This is a genomic window from Leifsonia sp. KNZ13-11D (assembly GCF_056754895.1).
This window is the reverse complement of sequence record NZ_JBPGWU010000001.1, coordinates 2,025,058-2,046,058: the sequence shown is the minus strand read 5'-3', so window position 1 is coordinate 2,046,058 and position 21,001 is coordinate 2,025,058. Positions and strand designations below refer to the sequence as shown.

Here is a 21,001-nt window from a genome sequence, read left to right as displayed (position 1 = left end):
GGCGCCATCCCTCAAGAATAGGCCCGCCCCTCTCCGGATAGACTTGCCCGTTGTGACCGCGTCTTCCCCCCGCAGCGAACAGGCCCCTCTCGAGCACGAGACGGCCGGTTCGTCCGCCGCCGTCGTCCCCGCCGCCGTGCTGTGGGACATGGACGGCACCCTCGTCGACACCGAGCCCTACTGGATGGCCTCCGAGCAGGAGCTCGTCGGCTCGTTCGGGGGCACCTGGACGCACGACGACGGACTGCTGCTCGTCGGACTCGGTCTGTGGAACTCGGCGGAGATCCTCCGCTCGCGCGGTGTGGCGATGGAGGCGGACGAGATCGTCCACTGGCTGACCGACCGGGTGCAGCAGAAGCTCGACGAGCAGGGCGTCCCGTGGCGGCCCGGCGCCCGTGAGCTGCTCGAGTCGCTCCGCGAGCGGGGCATCCCGACGGCGCTGGTCACCATGTCCGTGCGCCGGATGGCGGAGCAGATCGTCGGCCACATCCCGTTCGACGCCTTCGACGTGATCGTCAGCGGCGACGAGGTGGACGAGCCGAAGCCGGCGCCCGAGCCGTACCTCCGCGCCGCCCGTCTGCTCGGCGTCGCGCCGCGCGACACCGTCGCCATCGAGGATTCGCTGGTCGGTCTGGCCTCGGCGGTCTCGTCGGGCGCCGCCACGATCGGGGTGCCGCACATCGTGCCGCTGCCCGAATCCGACGAGCACACCCTGTGGGAGTCGCTGGAGGGACGCACCGCGGACGATGTCGTGGCCGTCGCCCGCGCGCGCCGTGAGGGGGGGACCCGATGAACGAGAGCCGACGGAGCTCCGGGCCGTTCCGCGCGGGCGACCGCGTGCAGCTGACCGGCCCGAAGGGCCGCATGAACACGATCACCCTCGAGCCGGGGAAGCTCTTCCACAGTCACCGCGGCGTGCTGGAGCACGACGCCATCATCGGCCTCCCGGACGGCTCGGTCGTCGCGAACAACGCGGGGGTCGAGCACCTGGCGCTCCGGCCTCTGCTGACCGACTTCGTGATGTCCATGCCGCGCGGCGCAGCGATCGTCTACCCGAAGGATGCTGCGCAGATCCTGGCCCTGGCGGACATCTTCCCCGGCGCCACCGTGGTGGAGGCGGGGGTCGGCTCCGGCGCCCTGTCGCTGTGGCTGCTGCGCGCCATCGGCCCCGAGGGCCGCCTGCTCTCGTTCGAGCGCCGGGAGGAGTTCGCCGACGTCGCACGCGGCAACGCCGCGACGTTTCTGGGCGGCGACCCGGAGAACTGGACGCTCACCGTCGGCGACCTGCAGGATGCGCTCCCCGCGGCGGTCGAGCCGGGAACCGTCGACCGCGTGGTCCTCGACATGCTCGCTCCGTGGGAGACCCTGGACGCGGTCACCGACGCGCTGAAGCCAGGCGGCGTCGTGATCTGCTACGTCGCGACCGTGACCCAGCTGTCGCGCGTCGCCGAGGCGATCCGCGCCTCCGGCGACTACACGCATCCGCAGTCGAACGAGACGATGGTCCGCGGGTGGCATGTGGAGGGCCTGGCTGTGCGCCCGGACCACCGCATGATCGCGCACACGGGCTTCCTGATCACGGCGCGTCGCCTCGCCCCGGGAACGGTGCTGCCCGAGCTGAAGCGCCGGCCGTCCAAGTCCGACTATTCGGACGCGGACGTCGAGGCCTGGACGCCGGGCGCGCTGGGGGAGCGGGAGTCGAGCCCCAAGAGCCTGCGGAAGCGGATGCGCGAAGCGGCCGCGAGCGCGGATCTCGCGAAGTCGCGCGATGGGGAGACCGTGGGGAAACCCTCAGCAGACGCGGACGAGGACGCTCCGGGCGTCGGCTAGCATGAATGCGCTCCTCCCAGCCTCGACCGAAAGAGAACCCGTGCGCAGAGTGACCATCGGAAGAACGTCCGCGATCGTGGCCGCCGCCGCTCTGGTGGCCGTCGCGCTGACCGGATGCTCGACGAACCCGAACGCCGACTGCGGCTCCGCACTGCCCTCCGGCAACGCGTCGAAGCTCGTCGAGGCGACCGGGAAGATCGGCTCGAAGCCGAAGATCACGGTTCCCACGCCGCTCGACACCACGAAGTCGGAGCGCAGCATCCTCACCGAGGGCACGGGGGAGAAGGTGCAGCGCGGTCAGGTCGTCGAGATCCAGTACACGATCCTCGATGGAGCGACCGGCGAGGTGCAGCAGACGTCGTACGGCAGCGGCGACACCTACCCGCTGGCGCTCGGCTCGGGCAACGAGGCGCTGAGCAAGGGCCTGCAGTGCGCGCCCGTCGGCTCGCGCGTCGCGGTCGTCGTCTCGCCGAAGGACGCCGGCGGCACCGGAGCCACCAGCTCCGGCATCATCGTGGTCGACATCCTGAAGGCGTACCTCCCGAAGGCGGACGGCGCGGTCCGTCCGTCGCAGAACGGCTTCCCGACCGTCGTGCTCGCCCCGACCGGGCAGCCGGGCATCACCATCCCGTCGTCGGGCGGGGTTCCGAAGACGGTCCGCTCCGAGGAGCTGAAGTCCGGCGACGGCGCGACCGTCAAGAAGGACTCGATCGTCATCCTCCAGTACACGGCCGTCGGCTGGGAGAACAAGAACGTCGTCTTCTCGAGCTGGCAGTCGGGCTCGCCCGACCTGGTGTCGATCAAGAGCGGCCAGAGCCAGCTCAACCAGGCGCTCCCGCAGGGCGTGCTGGATCAGCTGATCGGCAAGCAGGTGGGCTCGCAGATCGTCATCAACGCGCCCACGGAGGGCCAGGTCCCGGCCGCCGCCTGGGTGGTCGACATCCTCGGGGTGCGCTGACCCGCGGACTAGGATGGACGGGTGTCCCGTTCACCCGTCTCGCCCGCGCGCGTCCCCGTCGAGGAGCGTCTGTTCAGCCTCGTGCTGGCGCTGCTCGCGACGGAGAACGGCCTGACCAAGAGCGAGATCCTCTCGACCGTGCAGGGCTACCGCCAGCGGTATGAGCCGCACGGCGACAACAGCAGCCTGGAGCGTCAGTTTCGAGCGCGACAAAGACGACATCCGCGAGCTCGGCGTACCGCTCGAGACAGTGGAGGCGCCGGAAGCGTCGGGCAACAACCAGCTGCTGCGCTATCGCATTCCCAAAGGGGCATACGACCTCCCGTCCGACGTGAGCTTCTCGCCGGAGGAGCTGACGCTCCTCGGACTCGCCGCGGCGGTGTGGCGCGAGGGTTCGCTGTCGGGCGAGTCCCGGCGCGCCCTGATGAAGCTCCGCTCCCTCGGTGTCGAAGCGGACGACCCGGTGGTCGGCTATGCACCGCGGCTGCGCGTGCGGGAAGCGGCGTTCGAGCCGCTCAGCCAGGCGCTGGAGCGGCACGCGATGGTGCAGTTCCCGTACTTGAAGCCCGGCGAGAGCGCCTCCCGGCAGCGCACCGTCGCGCCGCTCGCGCTGGTGCAGCACCAGGGCCGCTGGCACCTGCAGGGCATCGATCAGGATGCGCGCGGGTCGCGCACCTTCCTGCTGTCGCGGATCGTCGGCCCCGTGAAGCTCACCTCGCGGGTCTTCGACCCCGAGCAGTACCGCGTCGACGGCGAGGCGTTCGCCGAGCGCGCCCTGCTCGAGCTGGAGCGGATCTGGGAGTCGAACGTCGCCGAGATCGAGGTCACGGCGGGCACCGACGCGGCGACCCGCCTCGGCAAGCGCTACGGCGACGCGGTCCCGGTCGGGGCCGACGGCCAGCCGGTTCGGCTCACCGTGAACTTCTCGGACAGCAACATCCTGGCCGACCAGCTGGCCTCCTTCGGCCCCGAGGTGCTGGTGCTCGCGCCGCAGGGGCTCCGGGAGCAGGTGCTGCAGCGGTTGGAGGCGGTGGTCGCCGCGCACTCCGGCGCTGGGGCCGGCGTCGGCGCCGTCGCCGGGACCGCCGACCAGGCGGAAGCGGCGGGGGAGCGGACCGATGGCTGAACGACGGAAGCCGATGCAGGCGCAGGACAAGCTCGCCTTCCTGCTCGCCCTGGTGCCGTACCTGATGGACCGCGACCGCGTCAGCGTCGCCGAGGCGGCCGAGCACTTCGGCGTGGAGCAGGACCAGCTGCGCGACGCGGTCCGCCTGATCGCCGTCTCGGGCATCCCGGGCGAGACGAACGCCTACCAGCCGGGCGATCTCTTCGACATCGCCTGGGACGACTTCGAGGAGAACGACCAGATCGTCCTCACGCACCAGGTCGCCATCGACGACTCCCCGCGTTTCTCCGCCCGGGAGGCGGCGGCGCTGATCGCCGGGCTGCAGTACCTCACGGCGCTCCCCGAGAACGCCGACCGCGATGCGATCGGCTCGCTGATGGCCAAGCTCGCGCGCGGCGCGTCGGCCGCTCCGAGCCAGCTCGCCGTCGCCCGGTCGGAGACGGACGAGGCGCTGGCGACGATCCGGGACGCGGTCCTCGCCGGCGTCCAGGTCGAGTTCGACTACCTGAGCTCCCGCGGTGAGCGCGAGCGCCGGCGCGTCGACCCGCTGCGGATCGAGTCCGTCGACCAGGACTGGTATCTCCGCGGATGGGACCATCTGCGGACGGCCATCCGCACGTTCCGCCTCGACCGGATCGACGACCTGGTCGCCACGACGGAGGCGATCACCTATCGTCCGGGCGACGTGAAGCTGCCGGAGACGCTGTTCACCGGCACGCCGGAGGACCAGCTGGTGACGGTGGAGGTCTCTGCGTCCGCCATCCCGCTGATCGAGGACTACATCCCCGAGGGCGCGGAGCGGCTGGAGCGCGGCGGCGTCATCCGCACCAGCCTCCGGGTCGCCCACTTCCACGGCCTCAAGCGACTGGTCGCCGGGCTGTCGGGCGTGCTCACCGTGCTCGACCCGCCGGAGGCGCGTCAGGTCGTCGCGGGGTGGGCGCGGGCCGGCGTCGAGCGCTACCGCGACGCCGCGGAACCCGGCCGCTAGGCTGTCGGCATGCCCTGGTGGTCGTGGCTGGTGATCTGGACCGTGCTCGTGCTCGGTCTGCTGGGCGAGCTCGCGTACTTCGCCTGGTCGCTGTTCCGCAAGGTGGTCGCCGCCGGACACGAGGCGGCCGCGCTGATGCACAAGGCCGACGTGCTGTCGCAGCGGGCCGAGGAGCTCCACGACAGCTTCGAGCCGGCCGTCCTCGCCGACGTCGACGTGCTGCGCGCGGAGCGCGAGGAGCACCTCACGCAGCGCGCTTATGCGCGGCAAGCTCGCAGGGACGCCCGGGTGCGACGCGGTAGACTACTGGTCGATGTGGATCCGGCAACGGTTCCGGATCGCTTCGCCCACCTTTTGAGAAGGACCTGATCTCATGTTCGCAGGACTGACCGGATGGCATCTGCTCATCATCCTCGCCGTGATCCTGCTGCTCTTCGGTGCGCCGAAGCTCCCCGCGCTCGCCAAGAGCATCGGCCAGTCGATGCGCATCTTCAAGGGCGAGGTCGACGAGCTGAAGAAGGACGGCAAGTCCGGCCAGCCGGCCGACGGCGCCGCGCAGAACACGGCCGCCCCGACCACCGTCGCGCCCGACCCTGTGGCGCAGGCTCCGGTCGCGCAGGCTCCGGTCGCGCAGGCTCCGGTGGCGCCGACGGTCACCCCGGTCGACCCCTCGACCGAGTCCCACCCGAAGTCCTAGTCCGGTGGCCTCCACGAAGCGAGGCACGAATCGCGAAGGACGGATGACGCTCGCCGAGCACTTCATCGAGCTTCGCAAACGCCTCTTCCGCTCAGCTCTGGCCCTCCTGGTCGGCTCCGTCGCCGGCTGGTTCCTCAGCGACTACGTGATGAATGCGATGCGCGGCCCGATCACCGCGATCGCGACCCAGCAGGGCCGCGAGGCGATGCTCAACTACGACAGCATCACCGGCGCCTTCGACCTGAAGATGCAGGTCGCCATCACGATCGGCGCCATCATCTCGAGCCCGGTCTGGCTGTACCAGATCTGGGCGTTCTTCGTCCCCGCGATGACGCGGAAGGAGAAGAAGTACGGCTTCGGCTTCTTCTTCACCGCCGTGCCGCTGTTCGTGGCCGGTGGCGTGTGCGGCTGGCTTCTCGTGCCGCACATCGTCAGCCTGCTCACGAGCTTCGCGCCGGAGGCGGATTCGGCGATCATCGGCGCGAAGACGTACTTCGACTTCATCCTGAAGCTCGTCATCGCCGTCGGGATCGCGTTCGTCCTGCCGGTGTTCCTGGTGCTGCTCAACTTCGTCGGCGTGCTCAGCGCGAAGTCGATCATCGCCTCCTGGCGCTGGGCGCTCATCCTGATCGCACTGTTCACCGCCATCGCGACTCCGGCCGCGGACGTCCTGTCGATGTTCCTGCTGGCGATCCCGATGGTGGCGCTGTACTTCGCCGCGTACGGCGTCGCCTGGCTTCACGACAGGCGCGCCGCCAAGAACCAGCTGCGGCTGGAGGCCGAACTCGCTGCCTGACCGGAGGAATAGGCTGGTCATGTGACCGACCAGACGCTCTCGCCGGCGGAGCGGTACGCCGCCTCGCGCGACCGGGCCCGCCAGCCGCTGCTCGAAACCTTCCGCGAAGGCCTCCGGTTCGATCTGGACCCGTTCCAGCGCGAGGCGTGCGCGTCGCTCGAACGCGGTCGCAGCGTGCTCGTCGCGGCGCCCACCGGGGCGGGCAAGACGATCGTCGCGGAGTTCGCGGTGTTCCTCGCCATGCGCGAGGCGAACGCGAAGGTCTTCTACACCACGCCGATGAAGGCGCTGAGCAACCAGAAGTTCCAGGAGTTCGTCGAGGCGTACGGTCCGGAGTCCGTCGGCCTCCTCACCGGCGACACCAACATCAACTCGCGCGCCCGGATCGTCGTGATGACGACCGAGGTGCTGCGCAACATGCTGTACGCCGACTCCGACCTGCTCACCGACCTCGCCTACGTGGTCATGGACGAGGTGCATTACCTGGCCGACCGCTTCCGGGGGGCCGTGTGGGAGGAGGTCATCATCCACCTGCCCTCCGAGGTTCGGATGGTGTCGCTGAGCGCCACGGTCTCGAACGCGGAGGAGTTCGGCGACTGGCTGCAGGCAGTGCGCGGCGACACGGACGTCGTCGTGTCCGAGGAGCGGCCGGTGCCGCTGGAGCAGCACATCCTGATGCGCTCGAAGCTCATCGACCTGTTCGACTCATCGGGGCTCGCAGCGACGAACCGGGTGAACCCGGAACTGGTGCAGATGGCCCGCTACGGCGGGCGGGTGCTGAGCAGCCGGCAGACGCGCGACGTGGGGCGCTACCACTCCAAGGGCGGTCGCCCCGACAGCTTCCGGATGAACCGGGCGGACCTCGTCGCTCTGCTCGACGACCGCAATCTGCTCCCCGCCATCTTCTTCATCTTCAGCCGTAACGGCTGCGACGCTGCGGTGAAGCAGGTGCTGCGGGCGGGCGTCCGCCTCACCGAGAAGCACGAACGGGACGAGATCCGCGAGATCGTGGAGGAGCGGTGCCGGACACTGCTCGACGAGGACCTCGCCGTGCTCGGCTACTGGGAGTGGCTGGAGGGGCTGGAGCGCGGCGTCGCCGCCCACCACGCCGGGCTGCTCCCGGCCTTCAAGGAGGTCGTCGAGGAGCTGTTCCGCCGGAAGCTCGTGAAGGTGGTCTTCGCGACCGAGACCCTGGCGCTCGGCATCAACATGCCGGCCCGCACGGTGGTGCTGGAGAAGCTGGAGAAGTTCAACGGCGAGGCGCGCGTGCCGATCACGCCGGGGGAGTACACACAGCTGACCGGCCGGGCCGGACGTCGCGGCATCGACGTCGAGGGGCACTCGGTGATCCAGTGGGAGGACGGCCTCGACCCCCAGTCGGTCGCATCCCTGGCCTCCCGTCGCAGCTACCCGCTGAACTCCAGCTTCCGGCCGACGTACAACATGGCGGTGAACCTGATCGACCAGTTCGGTCGCCCGCGAACGCGCGAGATCCTGGAGTCCTCGTTCGCCCAGTTCCAGGCCGACCGTGCCGTGGTCGACCTGGCGCGCAAGGCGATGCAGCAGGAGCAGTCGCTGGCCGGGTACGAGGAGGCGATGGCCTGTCACCTGGGCGACTTCCGCGAGTACTTCAGCATCCGCCGCGAGCTCACCGACCTGGAGCGCAAGGGGTCGCGCATCGAGAACGCCTCGAACCGAGAGCGGGAGCAGCGGCAGCAGCAGCTCGCGGCCCTGCGCAAGCGGATGAAGGACCACCCGTGCCACCGCTGCACCGAGCGCGAGCAGCACGCCCGCTGGGCGGAGCGCTGGTGGAAGCTGAAGCGCGACACCGATCGCCTGCGGTCGCAGATCCAGTCGCGCACCGGAGCGGTGGCGAAGGTCTTCGACCGCGTCTCCGACGTCCTGCTCGAGCTCGGCTACCTGGCCGACGAGGACGGCGAGACCGTGCTGACCGTGCACGGGCGCACGCTGAAGCGCATCTACGGCGAGCGGGACCTGCTCGTCGCGGAGTGCCTGCGCCGCAACGTCTGGAAGGACCTCGACGCGCCCGGCCTCGCCGCGATGGCCTGCGCGCTCGTCTTCGAACCGCGCCGTGACGAGGGGCTCGCGAGCGAGCGCACCCTGCCGCGCGGCGCCTTCCGTCCGGCGCTGGAGAAGACCACCACGCTGTGGAGCCGCCTCGACGACCTGGAGCAGGAGAACCGGCTTCCCGGCAGCGAACCGCCGTCGACCGCGATCTCGCTCGCGATGTGGATGTGGTCCCGCGGCTCGGGACTGGACACGGTGCTGACCGAGGCGGACATGGCCGCCGGCGACTTCGTCCGCTGGGCCAAGCAGACGATCGACCTCCTCGACCAGCTGTCGCTGGTGGCGCAGGGGAACGTCGGCCGCGTCGCCCGCCAGGCGCTCGAGTCGATCCGCCGCGGAATCGTGGCCTACTCGTCCGTCGCCTGAGCGGCGCGACGACGCCCCGGCGGTTCCTGAGGCGCGGCCACATGCGGATGCTTTAGGCTCTCCCTTCGTGCGCACCCCCTCCCGAGCCCCGCTTCCGCTGTGGCTCGCGGTGCTGCTGGCGGCGGCCGCCGGACCGGTGCTCGACGCCGGTTTCCCGGACAAGGATGTGTGGCCGCTCACCTTCGCCGGCATCGCCATGGTGCTGCTGGCCCAGCGGGGACGCCGGGCCGGTCCGGCCTTCCTGGTCGGGTTCATCGGCGGCGCATCGTTCTATCTCGTGCACGTCGCCTGGACGGCTCTCTACCTCGGTCCGGTGCCCTGGGTCGCCCTGTCGATCTTCGAGGCGCTGTTCTGGGGCGCGGGCGGCATCCTGCTGAGTCTCGCCTACCGCTGGGTGCCGCGGGCGTTCCCGACGCTGCTCGGGCGGCTCGGCTTGCTGCCCGTGGTGATCGGCGGCCTCTGGGTGCTGCGGGAGTTCGTGACCGGCACCTGGCCGTACGGCGGATTCTCCTGGGGGCGGGTCGCCGAGTCGCAGTCGACCAGCCCGCTCGCGCCGTTGGTCGCGTGGCTGGGGATCTCGGGTGTCAGCTTCGTGATGGTGTGGCTGGTCGCCCTGCTCGTCGAGCTTCCCGTTCGCCGTGGAGGTGCGCACGTCCTCGCGCGCTCTGCTCGCCGGGATCGCGATCGCGCTGGTCTTCGCGGTGCCCGCCTGGCCGGCGACGACGCACGGCACCACGCGCATCGCGGCGGTGCAGGGCAACGGGCCGGCCGGCTACTTCGACAACGCGCCGGAAGGCGCCGTCTTCGACACGCAGGTCACGGAGACGCTGCAGATCCCGGCGAAGGAGCGTACCGGCGCGAACCGGGTCGACATGGTGGTCTGGCCGGAGGGTGCGGCGCTGCCGGACCCGACGCGTGACCCGGAGACGGCGGAGGCTCTGGACGCGCTCGGACGGCTGTACAAAGCGCCGTTCATCGTCGGAACGATCACGCAGCGCGACGACAAGCTCTACAACACCTCCCTGCAGTGGGAGGCCGGCCGCGGTGCCGTCGACTACTACGACAAGAAGCATCCGGTGCCGTTCGGGGAGTACGTGCCGGACCGGGCGTTCTGGCGGCCGTTCGCGCCGTCGCTGATCGACCTGATCGGCCGCGACTACACGCCCGGCACCCGGGACAACGTGTTCGACGTGGGAGGTGTGCGTGCGGGCATCTCGATCTGCTTCGACATCGTGGACGACCAGCTGCTGACCGACATGATGCGCGGGGGAGCGCAAGTCATCCTGGCGCAGACCAACAACGCCGACTTCGGCGAGACGGACGAGAACCAGCAGCAGCTCGCCATCGCCCGGCTGCGGGCGATCGAGTCGGGGCGGTCGCTGGTGAACATCTCGACAGTCGGCAGCAGCCAGATCATCGGCCCGGACGGGCGCACGATCAGCTCCATCGCGCCGTTCAAGCCCGGTCACATGGTCGCGAACGTGCCCCTCGGCACGACGACGACCCCGGCCATCCTGCTCAGCCGGGGGATCGAGTTCCTGGTCGCCGGGCTCGGCCTGTTCGGGTTGTTCGCCGCGTTCGTGGGCCGGCGGAACTCGGCGCTGCTCCCGGTCGTTCCCCTGCGCGAGCCCGCGGACATGAAAAGGCCGTCCTCACCGCGACGGTGAGAACGGCCTCCGCCTGCTGATATCAGGCGCTGTGCTTGTGCTCGCTGGTTCCCCGGCGGGCCCGCAGGTACTGCAGGCGCTCCTCCAGGAGCTCCTCCAGCTCGGCGCGGGTGCGGCGCTCCAGCAGCATGTCCCAGTGGCTGCGCGGCGTCTTGACGTCCGAGTGGTCCACCTCGACGGGGGTGTCACCGACGAGCAGGAGGGCCTCATGCCCGCAGTGCTTGCACTCCCAGGTGTCGGGGGCCTCAGCCTCGGCCGAGAACACGACCTCGGTGTCCTTGCCGCAGGCAGAACACAGGTAGGTGTAACGGGAACGCGGGGAGTAAACGACGCCTTCTTCACTCTGTAGGCTCTGGGCGCCGAGTCTCATACCGCGCAAGCTTCGATCTGCCATTGTGTGGTCTCTCCTCTGTGCGCGAATCCTCACAGTTATAAACCGTCAAGCTGGGGATTATCTTTCCGGGGCGCCGTTTCTCCCAGTGCCCTCACAGAGTCACCGGGCGCGCGGCGGCGCGCTCAGCTCCGGGCATCGACGACCCGGCGCAGCACATCGCAGCGGTCGGTCACGATGCCGTCGACGCCGGCGTCGAGCAGGCGGATCATGTCGCCGGGCTCGTTGACCGTCCAGACGTGGACCTCTGCACCGGCGGCGTGGATGCGCTTCACTGTCCGACGGGTGACGATCTGCAGGGGTCCGCGCCGCTCGGGCACCTGGACGGCGACGAAGCCGGCGAGCGCGCGGCGCACGAGGGCCGAGTTGCCGAGCGTGGCGCCCGCGATGACCGGCAGGAACTCGGAGACGGCGGGGGAGCAGGCTACGCCGGGCAGCTGGTCGGCGACGGCCTTCCGCCGATCCGCGGCGAAGCTGGTGATGAGCACGCGGTCGGTCGCGCGCGCCGTGCGGATGGCTTCGACCGCGGATGCGGCCGCACGCACATCCTTCACGTCGATGTTGAAGCGCGCGGCCGGGAACGCGTCGAGCGCTTCGGCGAGGGAGCAGAAGCTCTGGCCGTGACCGAGGTCGATCCGGCGCAGCTCGGACAGCGTCAGCTGCGCCACCTGCACATCGCGCCCGGCGATACGGGACAGGTCGGGGTCGTGGGCGATCACCGCGACGCCGTCCGCCGACGCGTGGATGTCCGTCTCGAGGTGCGTCGCGCTCGCGTTGAGCGCTCGCAGGAACGCGAGGAGGGTGTTCTCCGGCGCGTCGAGCGCCAGGCCGCGATGCGCGATGACGCGCGGCGGCCTGCCGTCCAGGAAGTTCACGGTGCGGGCGGGGGAGCGGGCGATCCGGTCGGTGCGGCGGGTTCGGCGGGCGCGGTGGCCGCCGCGGCTGCGGCGGTGCCGCCGGCGGCGGCGCCCCCGGGCGCGAACGCGGTGCCGATGCCCTTGAGGGCCTCTGTGAGCTCGCTCGGGATGATCCACAGCTTGTTCGCGGGGCCGTCGGCGAGCTTCGGCAGCGTCTGGAGGTACTGGTAGGCGAGCAGCAGGTTGTCCGGGTTTCCCTTGTGGATGGCCCCGAACACGGTGGTGATGGCCTGCGCCTCGCCCTCGGCGCGGAGCACCGCGGCCTTCGCGTCGCCCTCCGCCTTGAGGATGGCCGCCTGCCGCAGGCCCTCCGCGTTCAGGATCTCGGACTGCTTGGTGCCCTCGGCCGTGAGGATCACCGCGCGGCGGTCGCGCTCCGCGCGCATCTGCTTCTCCATCGAGTCCTGGATGGAGAGGGGCGGCTCGATCGCCTTGAGCTCGACGCGCGCCACCCGGATGCCCCACTTGCCGGTGGCCTCGTCGAGCACGACGCGCAGCTGCCCGTTGATGTTGTCGCGGCTGGTCAGCGCCTCTTCGAGGTTGAGGCCGCCGACCACGTTGCGGAGCGTGGTCGTGGTGAGCTGCTCGACGGCGCCGAGGTAGTTGGCGATCTCGTAGGTCGCGGCGCGCGCGTCGTTCACCTGGAAGTAGACGACAGTGTCGATCGAGACGACCAGGTTGTCCTCGGTGATGACCGGCTGCGGCGGGAAGGAGACCACCTGCTCGCGCATGTCGATGAGTGGACGGACCTTGTCGATGAACGGCACGACGACGTTGAGACCCGGCATGAGCGTCTTGTGGTAGCGGCCGAGCCGCTCCACCACCCCGGCGCGTGCCTGGGGGATGATGCGGATCGCCCGGAACAGTGTGACCAGCACGAAGATCGCGATGATCAGGACGATCACGCTCACGACGATGGTCACGACGAGCTGGCTCACATCATTCACGGAGCGATCCTCTCGGTCAGGCCGTCGGTTCCTGCGGAGACCGGTGCGGGGGCGACGACGGCGGTGGCCCCCTCGATCGAGACGACGACGACGTGCTCGCCCGGCACGAGCTCGGTGCGCGCATTGTCGGGGGAGGCGAGCCGGGCGGTCCACGTCTCGCCGACCTGCAGCTTCACCAGACCGGTGCTGGGGGTGACCGTGGAGACGACGACGCCGCCCATCCCGATCAGTCGGTCGACGTTGCTCTTGGCCGGGTCGCCGCCGCGTTTCAGCGCGTGCAGCAAGGGCGGCCGGATGAAGAAGATCAGCACGACGGACAGCACGGCGGCGATGATCAGCTGGAGCCACCAGGGCGCCCCGAACAGGCCCGACAGGAGGCCGCCGAGACTGCCGATCGCCATCATCAGGAAGACGAAATCGAGCGTCAGCATCTCGATGATGACGAACACGAGGATGAGGACCAGCCACGCGATCCAGGCGAAGGACGTGATGTCCATGGCGTCCCCCTTTCACTGCTTGCTATGACCGTACCAGGACGCACCGACGGCGTATCGGACCCACTTGGTAGTCTCAGGATGCAGACATCGACGCCGAGGAGTATTCGTGGCAAACCCCCTTCCCCCTGGTTCGCTGACGGGCAAGCGCGCCCTCGTCACCGGCTCGTCGCGCGGTATCGGCGCCGACACCGCGCAGTACCTCGTCGACGCGGGGGCCAGTGTCGTCATCAACTACCGCAACAAGGAGGCGCGGGCGGTCAAGCTCGTCGACTCCATCGTCGCGAACGGCGGCACGGCGATCGCGATCGGGGCCGACCTGACCGATCAGGAGTCGGTTGCGGCCATGTTCCGGTCCGTCGCGGACGCCTGGGGCGGCCTCGACGTGCTCGTGCTCAACGCCTCCGGGGGCATGGAGTCCGGCATGGCCGAGGATTACGCGATGCAGCTCAACCGCGACGCGCAGGTCAACACGTTGACCGCGGCCCTCCCGCTGCTCGAGGAGGGCGCCAGGGTCGTGTTCGTGACCAGCCACCAGGCGCACTTCATCCAGACCACGCCGACCATGCCGGAGTACGAGGCCGTCGCGCTCAGCAAGCGCGCGGGCGAGGATGCCCTGCGTGCGCTGCTCCCGCAGCTCGACGAGAAGGGTGTGGAGTTCGTGGTCGTCTCCGGCGACATGATCGAGGGCACCATCACCGCGACGCTCCTCAACCGGCTCAACCCGGGCGCGATCGACGCCCGCAAGGAGGCGGCCGGACGCCTGTACAACGTCAGCGAGTTCGCGGCCGAGGTGGCCGCGGCCGTCGTCGACCCGGTCCCCGCCGATCACACCCGCCTCGTCGGCGACGTGTCGAGCTTCACCCCGGTCGCCGAATGAAGGCCGCAGATCTCGAGCTGCTGGTCGGCGTCTCCACCCCGACCGTGCACCCCGGAGGCGGCCGAGCGGTCGTCGCCGTCACGCATCCCTCGCTCAGCGCCGATGCCACCGTCGGGCAGTTGTGGACGATCCCGCTCGGCGGCCACGCGGCGCCCAAGCTGCTGACGCGCGGGTTCCGCGACACGGCGCCGCGGTTCTCCCCGGACGGGCGGCTGCTCGCCTTCCTGCGTGCCGAACCGAAGCGCCCCCCGCAGCTCTTCGTGGTCGACGCCGCCGGCGGGGAGCCGGTCGCCGTCACCGACCGCAAGCTCGGCGTGACCGAGTTCGACTGGTCGCCGGACGGCCGCACCCTGGCGTTCGTGAGCCGCGAGCCCGAACAGGGCCGGTACGGCACCGTGGAGGGCATCGATCCGAACGGGGAGCCCTCCCGGCGCATCCGATCACTGAAATATCAGGCGAACGGCATCGGTTACACGATCGACCGGCGCGCGCACGTCTTCACCGTGCCAGTGCCCGACGTCTGGGCGGCGCCGACGCCCGCCCCGGCCCCGCGGCCGGACGGGTCGTCGGACCCGGCGCCGGGTGTCGCCGAGCCGCGGCAGCTGACCGATGGTCCGTGGGATGACGGCTCCATCTCGTTCTCGCCGGACGGCCGGCGGATCGCCTTCATCTCGGCACGGCACGCGAGCCGGGACATCGACCTGCGATCCAACGTCTTCACCGTTCCGGTGGAGGGAGGGGACGCGCGTGACCTCACCGGGCCGCACGGCTCCTTCAGCATGGTGGATGCGCGCTTCGCCCCGGGTGGCGCGCTCTTCTTCACGGCTCAGGATGTGGGGGAGAGCGGCCGCGACTTCGTCGCCAAGAACGCGGCGCTGCACCTCATCGATGCCGACGGTGCGGTGTCCAGGCCGCTCACCGATGCGGAGTCGATCGACCTGACCGAGTCGTCCATCGTCCCGTCCCGCGACGATGCCGTCCTGGTGCAGGACCGGCGTCGTGGAGCCCTCGTGCTTCTCGACGTGGACGCGACAGGGCAGGTCCGTCGGCTGACCGATGAACGGACCGTCGTCGGCGGCGCCGGGGTCGCGGGGGAGACCGTGGTGGTCTCCTTCGCCGACGCGCGGACCTCCGGGGATGTCGCCGTGGTCGACACGGACGGCCTCCACCGGCTCACCGACCTGTCGGCGCCTCTCCGCGCGACCGGTGTCGTCGAGCCGACAGAGCTCACGGTGACCGGCCGCGACGGCTACCCGGTGCACGGGTGGGTGCTCACGCCGGAGGGCGAGGGGCCGCATCCGGTGCTGCTCAACATCCACGGCGGCCCGTACGCGGCCTACACCGGCGCCCTGTTCGACGAGGCGCAGGTCTACGTCGCCGCGGGCTACGCGGTCGTGATGTGCAACCCGCGCGGCGCCGCAGGGTACGGGCAGGAGCACGGTCGCGTCATCCGCCAGCGGATGGGCACCGTCGACCTGGCCGACGTGCTCGACTTCCTCGAGGGCGCGATCGCCGAGACTCCCGGCCTCGACCGTGAGCGCGTCGGCATCATGGGCGGCTCGTACGGCGGCTACCTGACGGCGTGGACGATCGCGCACGACCACCGCTTCGCGGCGGCGATCGTCGAGCGCGGGTTCCTCGACCCGGACGCCTTCGTCGGGACGAGCGACATCGGCAGCTTCTTCGGCGACGAGTACACCGGCACCGACCCCGAGCTGATGCGCTCGCAGAGCCCGCAGGCGGTCGTCGACCGGGTGCGCACGCCGACGCTCGTGCTGCACTCGTCGAGCGACCTGCGCTGCCCGCTCAGCCAGGCCGAGCGCTACTACGCGGCGCTGAAGCGGCGCGGGGTCGAGACGGAGCTCGTGGTCTTCCCGGGGGAGGACCACGAGCTGAGCCGCGGCGGGCGACCGCGGCACCGCCGGGAGCGCTTCGACATCATCCTCGACTGGTGGGCGGAGCACCTGCCCAGCCGCAGCAACCATCGGTGACGTCGGGTTGAACCACGGAACGGCCCCGCTCGCATCCCGAGCGGGGCCGTTCCGTGTCGTGCGGGCGGTCAGGCGACGCGCGGCGCGCCCGGGGTCGCCTCGGTGGCCTTGAGGACGTCGCGGCCGAAGGTGAAGGCGCGGACGATCCCGATGATGCCGAGGACGATCAGCGCGATCGCCGCGAACAGCAGCAGGAACGCGGCCGACGAGACCGGCAGGACGAGTACCACGATGCCCGCGAGGATGCTCAGGATGCCGAAGGTGATCGACCAGCCGGCAGACGCCGAGCGCCCCGCCTCGGCCAGCGCCATGACGCCCTCGATGATCCAGCCGACGCCGATGAACGCGACGGTGAAGATCACCAGGGTGATCGCAGCGGCGGAGACGTTCTTGAGCGCCACGATGCCGACGAAGATGAGCAGCACGCCGAGGATGATGTTGAGCGCACGCGCGCCCCCGCGCATCCCGCGGCTGAAGATCCCGACGCCGAGGCGCAGGATGCCGGCCACCAGGAAGTAGATGCCCAGGAAGACCGCGAGCACGGCGATGGTCTTCTCGGGCCAGAACAGCAGCACGATGCCGAGGATCACGCCGATGGCGCCGCTGATGCCCAGGGCCGTGCGGACGGCGTTGATGGCGGAGCGCGTCATCTGACGGGCGTCCAGGGAGAACTCGTGCAGCATCGGGTCGATGGGGTCGTTCACGCTCATTGCTTCATCCCTTCGCAGTGGCGGCCGCCGAGGTGGCGGTTGGTGCTGACATTAGCGCTCCGGGGGCGCGGTGTCAGGAGGTGTTCTGCGGCGGGTTTCGGGCGGCCGCTCGGCGATGCCGGTGCGCCGCCGAGCGTCGCAGCGGCGGCTTCGTAGGGCGGCGGCATGGGAGAGATCGAGATCCGCGCGGCGAACCCGGAGGAGTGGGAGGCCGTCGGCGGGCTGGAGCGCGTGACGGTGCACTCCGGTCCGCGGGCGGTGCCCGTGTACGAGCGGCACGGTTTCGCCGCCGACGAGAGGTTGCTCCACATCCACGTCGTCCATCCGAAGCAGCCGTCCGCGGTTCGGTGAGTCAGCGGGTGATGGCGGCGATGATCCGTTCAAGGCCCCATCGCCAGGCTTCGTCGACGTCCCCGCCCAGTCCGAACAGGCCGCCGAGCTCCATGGTGATGAAGCCGTTGGCCCAGGCGGTGACCAGTCGGGCGGCGTCCAGGGCGTGCTCGGCGCCCGCGAGCTCGGTCACCGTGCCGAGCAGCGGGGCGGCGCTGCGTGCGACCGCGTCCGCGTCGGGTCGCGGTGCGTTGTGCGCGGCGAAGACCAGAGCGAAGGCGACGGGACGCTCGTGCGCGAAACTCCGGAGCGCATCCGCCTGAGCCGCGAGCCGGCGCGGGGGAGCGGCCTCGTCCCGTGTGACTTCGAGACGGGCGGTCAGGTCGTCCAGGGTGGCGGCGACGACGAGCGCGAGAAGTTCGCGCCGATCGCGGACCCTCTTGTAGAGGGACGGAGCCCGTACGCCGACGCGCACGGCGACGGCCTGCATGGTGAGGTCGTCGAGGCCGGCGCTCTCGATGAGCTCGCGTCCAGCGGCGACGATCGCGTCGCGAGACGTCTTATCGGGGGTCGGCATGCTTGCATCTCCTACTCATAGCTAAGTATCATAGCCATCATGGAACTCGCACCCGGACTCCGACGCATCGGAAACGACATCATCGCCGTGCACCTCATCGTCACCGACGAGGGGATGACCCTCATCGACACCGGCCTGCCGGGGCACTACGGCGACCTGACCCGTGAGCTGGAGGCACTCGGACGACCGCTCAGCGACATCAAGGGCATCGTGCTCACCCACGGGGACAGCGACCACACCGGATTCGCGGAGCGCCTGCGAGCCGAGCTCGGCATCCCCGTCTACGTCGGCGCCGGCGACGCGGCGCGTGCCATGGGGGAGAAGCCCCCGTCGCCGCCGAAGGACCGACGTCGTCTCGGCCCGGTGATCGGCTTCTTCGCCTACGCGATCCGGAAGGGCGGCGTGAAGATGCCGGCGGTGAAGGAGGTCGTGCCGGTGAACGACGGCGACGTGCTTCCGCTGCCGGGAGCGCCCGAGATCATCGCGATGCCCGGGCATTCACCGGGGAGTGTCGCCATCCACGTCCCCGCCGTCCGCGCGGTGTTCGTCGGCGACGAGCTGACCACCCGCAGCGTGCTCACCGGCGAGACCGGGCCGCAGCCGGCGCCGTTCACGGACGACCAGGCGGGGTCGTCGGCGTCGCTGGAGAAGGTTGCCGGGCTGGTTGTCGACTTCGTGATCCCGGGGCACGGGCCGGTGTGGGCACAGGGCGCGCCGGCGCTGGTCGCGGCGTACCGGGAGGCGGAGGCGCGGCGGGCTGCGGAGGCGCGGCGCTGATAGAGAGGCGGGCGCAGGGGGTGGATGGCGGAGCCGCCCCGGCAGGCGTACGGTCCGTGTCGACGCTTCCGGGAATCCGGACGTCGCGGCGTCCGCACACGGTGGGGAGAAGCTCGTGGAACTGAGCACGCCCATGGAAACGACCCGATCGCGCCTCGGTCAGGGCACGTGGTATCTGGGCGAGCATCCGTCACGCCACGACAGCGAACTGGATGCGCTGCGCACCGGCATCGACGCGGGCCTGACCACCATCGACACCGCTGAGATGTACGGCGACGGCGCATCCGAGGCTCTGGTCGGCGAAGCCATCGCCGGGCGCCGCGACGCCGTCTACCTGATCAGCAAGGTGCTGCCGGCCAACGCCGACCGACGACGGACGGGGGAGTCGTGCCGGGCGAGTCTCCGCCGGCTGGGCACCGACCACCTCGACCTCTACCTCCTGCACTGGCGGGGGCGCCATCCGCTGAGTGAGACGGTCGAGGCATTCGAGGATCTGCTCCGAGAGGGACTCATCCGCTCGTGGGGCGTCAGCAACTTCGACACCGAGGACATGGACGAGCTCGTCGCCGTCCCGGGCGGCGACCATGTCGCCACGGACCAGGTGCTCTACAACCTCGAAACCCGCGGTCCCGAGATCGACGTGCTCCCGTGGTGCGCGGACGCGGGCATCCCACTGATGTCGTACTCGCCGATCGGCCACGGCAGCCTCCTCCGCACCCCGTCGCTCGCCTCGCTGGCGGAGGCGAAGGGCCTCACCGCCGCCCAGATCGCTATCGCCTGGGTGCTGCGCCATCCCGACGTCTTCGCCGTGGCCAAGGCGTCGACGCGTGAGCACGTCCTCGAGAACCGAGCCGCCCTGGACGTGGAGTTCACGCCCACCGAACTGGCTGATCTCGACCGTCTGTTCCCACGACCGCCTCGCAAGGTGCCGCTGGAAGTCCTCTGAGCAACGGCCGTCGATCCGACGTGTCGCCGACCGTCGTGGCGGAACGGCCTCACGTCCTCTGCGCGGGCGTTTCCGCATCTCATGCAACTCCCGAGACTTAGTCGCTGATAATGCACATTATGTCAGATAATAACGTAGGTATACGCATATTTCGCGTATAGACAACACACTTCTCCTGTGCTTGCGCTTGGCCTTGGTGCTGCTCGGAGCTGAAATCACACGTGACGGCCCACCCCGGTGGTAGGACGATCAGATGGAACTAGTCATCGCCGCCGAGGGTGCGGACCTGCCTGCTACTTTGGCGATGCCTCGCCATGCTCGCGCCGGCTTGGTGGTGCTTCATGGTTCAGCGGCTGGCGGGCGAGAGTATTTCCTCTACGAACATCTGGCTCGACTGCTTCCACCACTGGGCATTGCCGTTCTCCGGTACGACCGCCGCCTGTCACCGGACGGGCGTGATATCACGCTCGCCCAACAGCGCGATGATGCCGTCGCTGCCATTCAAGCGCTTGAGAGCCGCGCACCCGGAATACCGGTCGGCTTGTGGGGATACAGCCAAGGAGCCTGGGTCGCGGAGCTCCTGGCCGCATCGCTTCCGACCAAGGTGGCGTTCCTGATCGCGGTGTCCGCAGCAGGCGTTTCACCGGCCCAGCAAATGCGGGCCGGAAGCGCCGAACAGCTACGGCGCCGCAACTTCTCCGCGGCCGAGGTGCAGGAGATGCTCTCTGTGCGGGTGCTCGTCGAGAACTGGTTGAGGTCCGGCACGGGGCTGCTCGAAACACGAGACGCACTCGAGCGGGCAACCCACCGTCGCTGGTTTCCCTGGGCGTCGCTGCGCCCCGCGCTCGCAGACCCGTTCACGTGGCCTGATATGGATTATGATCCGCGACCGGTGCTCAGTCGTCTGACGTGCCCGACTCTTGCGACCTATGGCGAATCCGATGAATGGATCCCACTTTCCGAGAGCATCGCCGCCTGGTCCCTCGCGGACGCCGCCAGCGTCACGATCGCACAAATCCCCGGCACCGACCACCTCCCCACCAACGGTGGAATCGCCTCCCCCGACGCGATCTCTGAGGTCTACTCCGCTACCCTCGCAAACTGGCTGACCCAGCAGATTCCAAGCATGGAACAGCTTCACGGGTGACCGGGGCCCCGGGCAGACCAACGAAGAAGCGAAGGCCAGCAGCCCTCCCCAACGCACCCGCGTCGCGGTTCATCCGCTCGGATGCGGGTTGGGCGGCCCGTCCCAGTATCCGTGCGAGACGTTGTTCTCGTACCGGACGAGATCGTCGGCGCGTTCGAGCGATTGGCAGACTGCCATAAGTCGCCTCTTCGACGGATCCAAGTCCCATCGGATCACCAGGTACTGATCCTGGCCGCGTTTATCTGTGTAGCGTCGGATCACGGCCTTCGGCACGACGGCGTCGTCGCGCATCACCAGCCAGGTGTCCCTGTCATAGCGAATCGGCTTCGGGCGCGTCACTCCCCTATTAGAACATACGTTCGAATGTCTACGAGAGCT

Annotated in this window: 22 protein-coding genes and 2 pseudogenes; 17 read left to right on the top strand and 7 right to left on the bottom strand. The window is 69.8% G+C overall.

From position 1 onward, the window contains the following. Positions 1–52: 52 nt before the first annotated feature. From ACR9Y5_RS10270 to lnt, 11 genes and pseudogenes are all read left to right on the top strand, one after another. Entirely contained in the window at positions 53–793 is a 741-nt protein-coding gene (locus ACR9Y5_RS10270; protein WP_481297868.1) for an HAD family hydrolase, read from the top strand. Further along, positions 790–1,830 (top strand): tRNA (adenine-N1)-methyltransferase, encoded by a 1,041-nt coding sequence (locus ACR9Y5_RS10265; RefSeq protein ID WP_481297867.1) that lies wholly within the window; start codon positions 790–792, stop codon positions 1,828–1,830. Before ACR9Y5_RS10270 ends, ACR9Y5_RS10265 begins: the two co-directional genes overlap by 4 nt. Positions 1,831–1,870: 40 nt before the next feature. Further along, positions 1,871–2,788 carry an FKBP-type peptidyl-prolyl cis-trans isomerase gene (locus ACR9Y5_RS10260; protein ID WP_481297866.1) on the top strand — a complete coding sequence of 306 codons (918 nt, stop codon included), beginning with the start codon at positions 1,871–1,873 and terminating at the stop codon, positions 2,786–2,788. Positions 2,789–2,809: 21 nt separating this feature from the next. Further along, positions 2,810–3,914, top strand: a pseudogene (locus ACR9Y5_RS10255) (helix-turn-helix transcriptional regulator). Next, positions 3,907–4,902 (top strand): helix-turn-helix transcriptional regulator, encoded by a 996-nt coding sequence (locus ACR9Y5_RS10250; RefSeq protein ID WP_481297865.1) that lies wholly within the window; start codon positions 3,907–3,909, stop codon positions 4,900–4,902. Before ACR9Y5_RS10255 ends, ACR9Y5_RS10250 begins: the two are co-directional and overlap by 8 nt. A 9-nt stretch (positions 4,903–4,911) precedes the next feature. Further along, complete coding sequence (locus ACR9Y5_RS10245; RefSeq protein ID WP_481297864.1) at positions 4,912–5,271, top strand: hypothetical protein; 360 nt, start codon at positions 4,912–4,914, stop codon at positions 5,269–5,271. A gap of 4 nt (positions 5,272–5,275) precedes the next feature. Next, positions 5,276–5,599, top strand: a complete 324-nt coding sequence (gene tatA / locus ACR9Y5_RS10240; RefSeq protein WP_481297863.1) for a Sec-independent protein translocase subunit TatA — start codon at positions 5,276–5,278, stop codon at positions 5,597–5,599. Positions 5,600–5,642: 43 nt separating this feature from the next. Continuing rightward, complete coding sequence (gene tatC, locus ACR9Y5_RS10235; RefSeq protein WP_481297862.1) at positions 5,643–6,395, top strand: twin-arginine translocase subunit TatC; 753 nt, start codon at positions 5,643–5,645, stop codon at positions 6,393–6,395. A 21-nt stretch (positions 6,396–6,416) separates the two neighbouring features. Next, positions 6,417–8,849, top strand: coding sequence for a DEAD/DEAH box helicase (locus tag ACR9Y5_RS10230; protein WP_481297861.1), 2,433 nt, complete (start codon positions 6,417–6,419; stop codon positions 8,847–8,849). A gap of 67 nt (positions 8,850–8,916) precedes the next feature. Further along, positions 8,917–9,402 (top strand): annotated as a pseudogene (locus ACR9Y5_RS10225) (apolipoprotein N-acyltransferase); the annotation flags it as partial. 85 nt (positions 9,403–9,487) lie between these two features. After that, entirely contained in the window at positions 9,488–10,516 is a 1,029-nt protein-coding gene (lnt, locus tag ACR9Y5_RS10220) for an apolipoprotein N-acyltransferase (protein ID WP_481297860.1), read from the top strand. 22 nt (positions 10,517–10,538) lie between these two features. On the opposite strand, the gene ACR9Y5_RS10215 is transcribed toward lnt, so the two are convergent. The 4 genes from ACR9Y5_RS10215 to ACR9Y5_RS10200 all read right to left on the bottom strand — a co-directional run bounded on the left by ACR9Y5_RS10215 (position 10,539) and on the right by ACR9Y5_RS10200 (position 13,268). Further along, positions 10,539–10,910 carry an RNA polymerase-binding protein RbpA gene (locus tag ACR9Y5_RS10215; RefSeq protein ID WP_310129385.1) on the bottom strand — a complete coding sequence of 124 codons (372 nt, stop codon included), beginning with the start codon at positions 10,908–10,910 and terminating at the stop codon, positions 10,539–10,541. Between the two features lie 122 nt (positions 10,911–11,032). Continuing rightward, positions 11,033–11,782, bottom strand: coding sequence for a glycerophosphodiester phosphodiesterase family protein (locus ACR9Y5_RS10210; protein ID WP_481297859.1), 750 nt, complete (start codon positions 11,780–11,782; stop codon positions 11,033–11,035). Further along, positions 11,779–12,771, bottom strand: a complete 993-nt coding sequence (locus ACR9Y5_RS10205) for an SPFH domain-containing protein (protein WP_481297858.1) — start codon at positions 12,769–12,771, stop codon at positions 11,779–11,781. Before ACR9Y5_RS10205 ends, ACR9Y5_RS10210 begins: the two co-directional genes overlap by 4 nt. After that, positions 12,768–13,268: an NfeD family protein gene (locus tag ACR9Y5_RS10200; protein WP_481297857.1), complete on the bottom strand. Its 501-nt coding sequence runs from the start codon at positions 13,266–13,268 to the stop codon at positions 12,768–12,770. Before ACR9Y5_RS10200 ends, ACR9Y5_RS10205 begins: the two co-directional genes overlap by 4 nt. Positions 13,269–13,374: 106 nt before the next feature. Between ACR9Y5_RS10200 and ACR9Y5_RS10195 the strand changes: the two genes are divergently transcribed. Continuing rightward, a complete protein-coding gene (locus tag ACR9Y5_RS10195; protein WP_481297856.1) occupies positions 13,375–14,145 on the top strand; it encodes an SDR family oxidoreductase in 771 nt (256 codons plus the stop codon). Then, positions 14,142–16,136, top strand: a complete 1,995-nt coding sequence (locus ACR9Y5_RS10190) for a S9 family peptidase (protein WP_481297855.1) — start codon at positions 14,142–14,144, stop codon at positions 16,134–16,136. Before ACR9Y5_RS10195 ends, ACR9Y5_RS10190 begins: the two co-directional genes overlap by 4 nt. Before the next feature lie 68 nt (positions 16,137–16,204). Here the strand turns inward: ACR9Y5_RS10190 and ACR9Y5_RS10185 are convergent, their stop codons facing one another. Next, positions 16,205–16,846, bottom strand: a complete 642-nt coding sequence (locus tag ACR9Y5_RS10185) for an HdeD family acid-resistance protein (protein WP_481297854.1) — start codon at positions 16,844–16,846, stop codon at positions 16,205–16,207. A gap of 165 nt (positions 16,847–17,011) precedes the next feature. Between ACR9Y5_RS10185 and ACR9Y5_RS10180 the strand changes: the two genes are divergently transcribed. Next, the gene (locus ACR9Y5_RS10180; RefSeq protein WP_481297853.1) at positions 17,012–17,197 is read left to right on the top strand and encodes a hypothetical protein; all 186 of its coding nucleotides are present in this window, start codon (positions 17,012–17,014) and stop codon (positions 17,195–17,197) included. Between the two features lies 1 nt (position 17,198). Here ACR9Y5_RS10180 and ACR9Y5_RS10175 read toward each other — a convergent pair whose 3' ends face one another. Continuing rightward, positions 17,199–17,753, bottom strand: coding sequence for a TetR/AcrR family transcriptional regulator (locus ACR9Y5_RS10175; protein WP_481297852.1), 555 nt, complete (start codon positions 17,751–17,753; stop codon positions 17,199–17,201). Positions 17,754–17,792: 39 nt separating this feature from the next. Here ACR9Y5_RS10175 and ACR9Y5_RS10170 point away from each other — a divergent pair, with 39 nt between their 5' ends. The 3 genes from ACR9Y5_RS10170 to ACR9Y5_RS10160 all read left to right on the top strand — a co-directional run bounded on the left by ACR9Y5_RS10170 (position 17,793) and on the right by ACR9Y5_RS10160 (position 20,623). After that, on the top strand, positions 17,793–18,530 hold the full coding sequence (locus tag ACR9Y5_RS10170; protein ID WP_481297851.1) for an MBL fold metallo-hydrolase: 738 nt from the start codon (positions 17,793–17,795) through the stop codon (positions 18,528–18,530). Positions 18,531–18,663: 133 nt separating this feature from the next. Further along, a complete protein-coding gene (locus ACR9Y5_RS10165) occupies positions 18,664–19,476 on the top strand; it encodes an aldo/keto reductase (protein ID WP_481297850.1) in 813 nt (270 codons plus the stop codon). Between the two features lie 253 nt (positions 19,477–19,729). Continuing rightward, complete coding sequence (locus ACR9Y5_RS10160; RefSeq protein ID WP_481297849.1) at positions 19,730–20,623, top strand: alpha/beta hydrolase family protein; 894 nt, start codon at positions 19,730–19,732, stop codon at positions 20,621–20,623. Positions 20,624–20,692: 69 nt separating this feature from the next. Here the strand turns inward: ACR9Y5_RS10160 and ACR9Y5_RS10155 are convergent, their stop codons facing one another. Next, entirely contained in the window at positions 20,693–20,962 is a 270-nt protein-coding gene (locus tag ACR9Y5_RS10155; RefSeq protein WP_481297848.1) for a hypothetical protein, read from the bottom strand. Between the last annotated feature and the right edge of the window lie 39 nt (positions 20,963–21,001).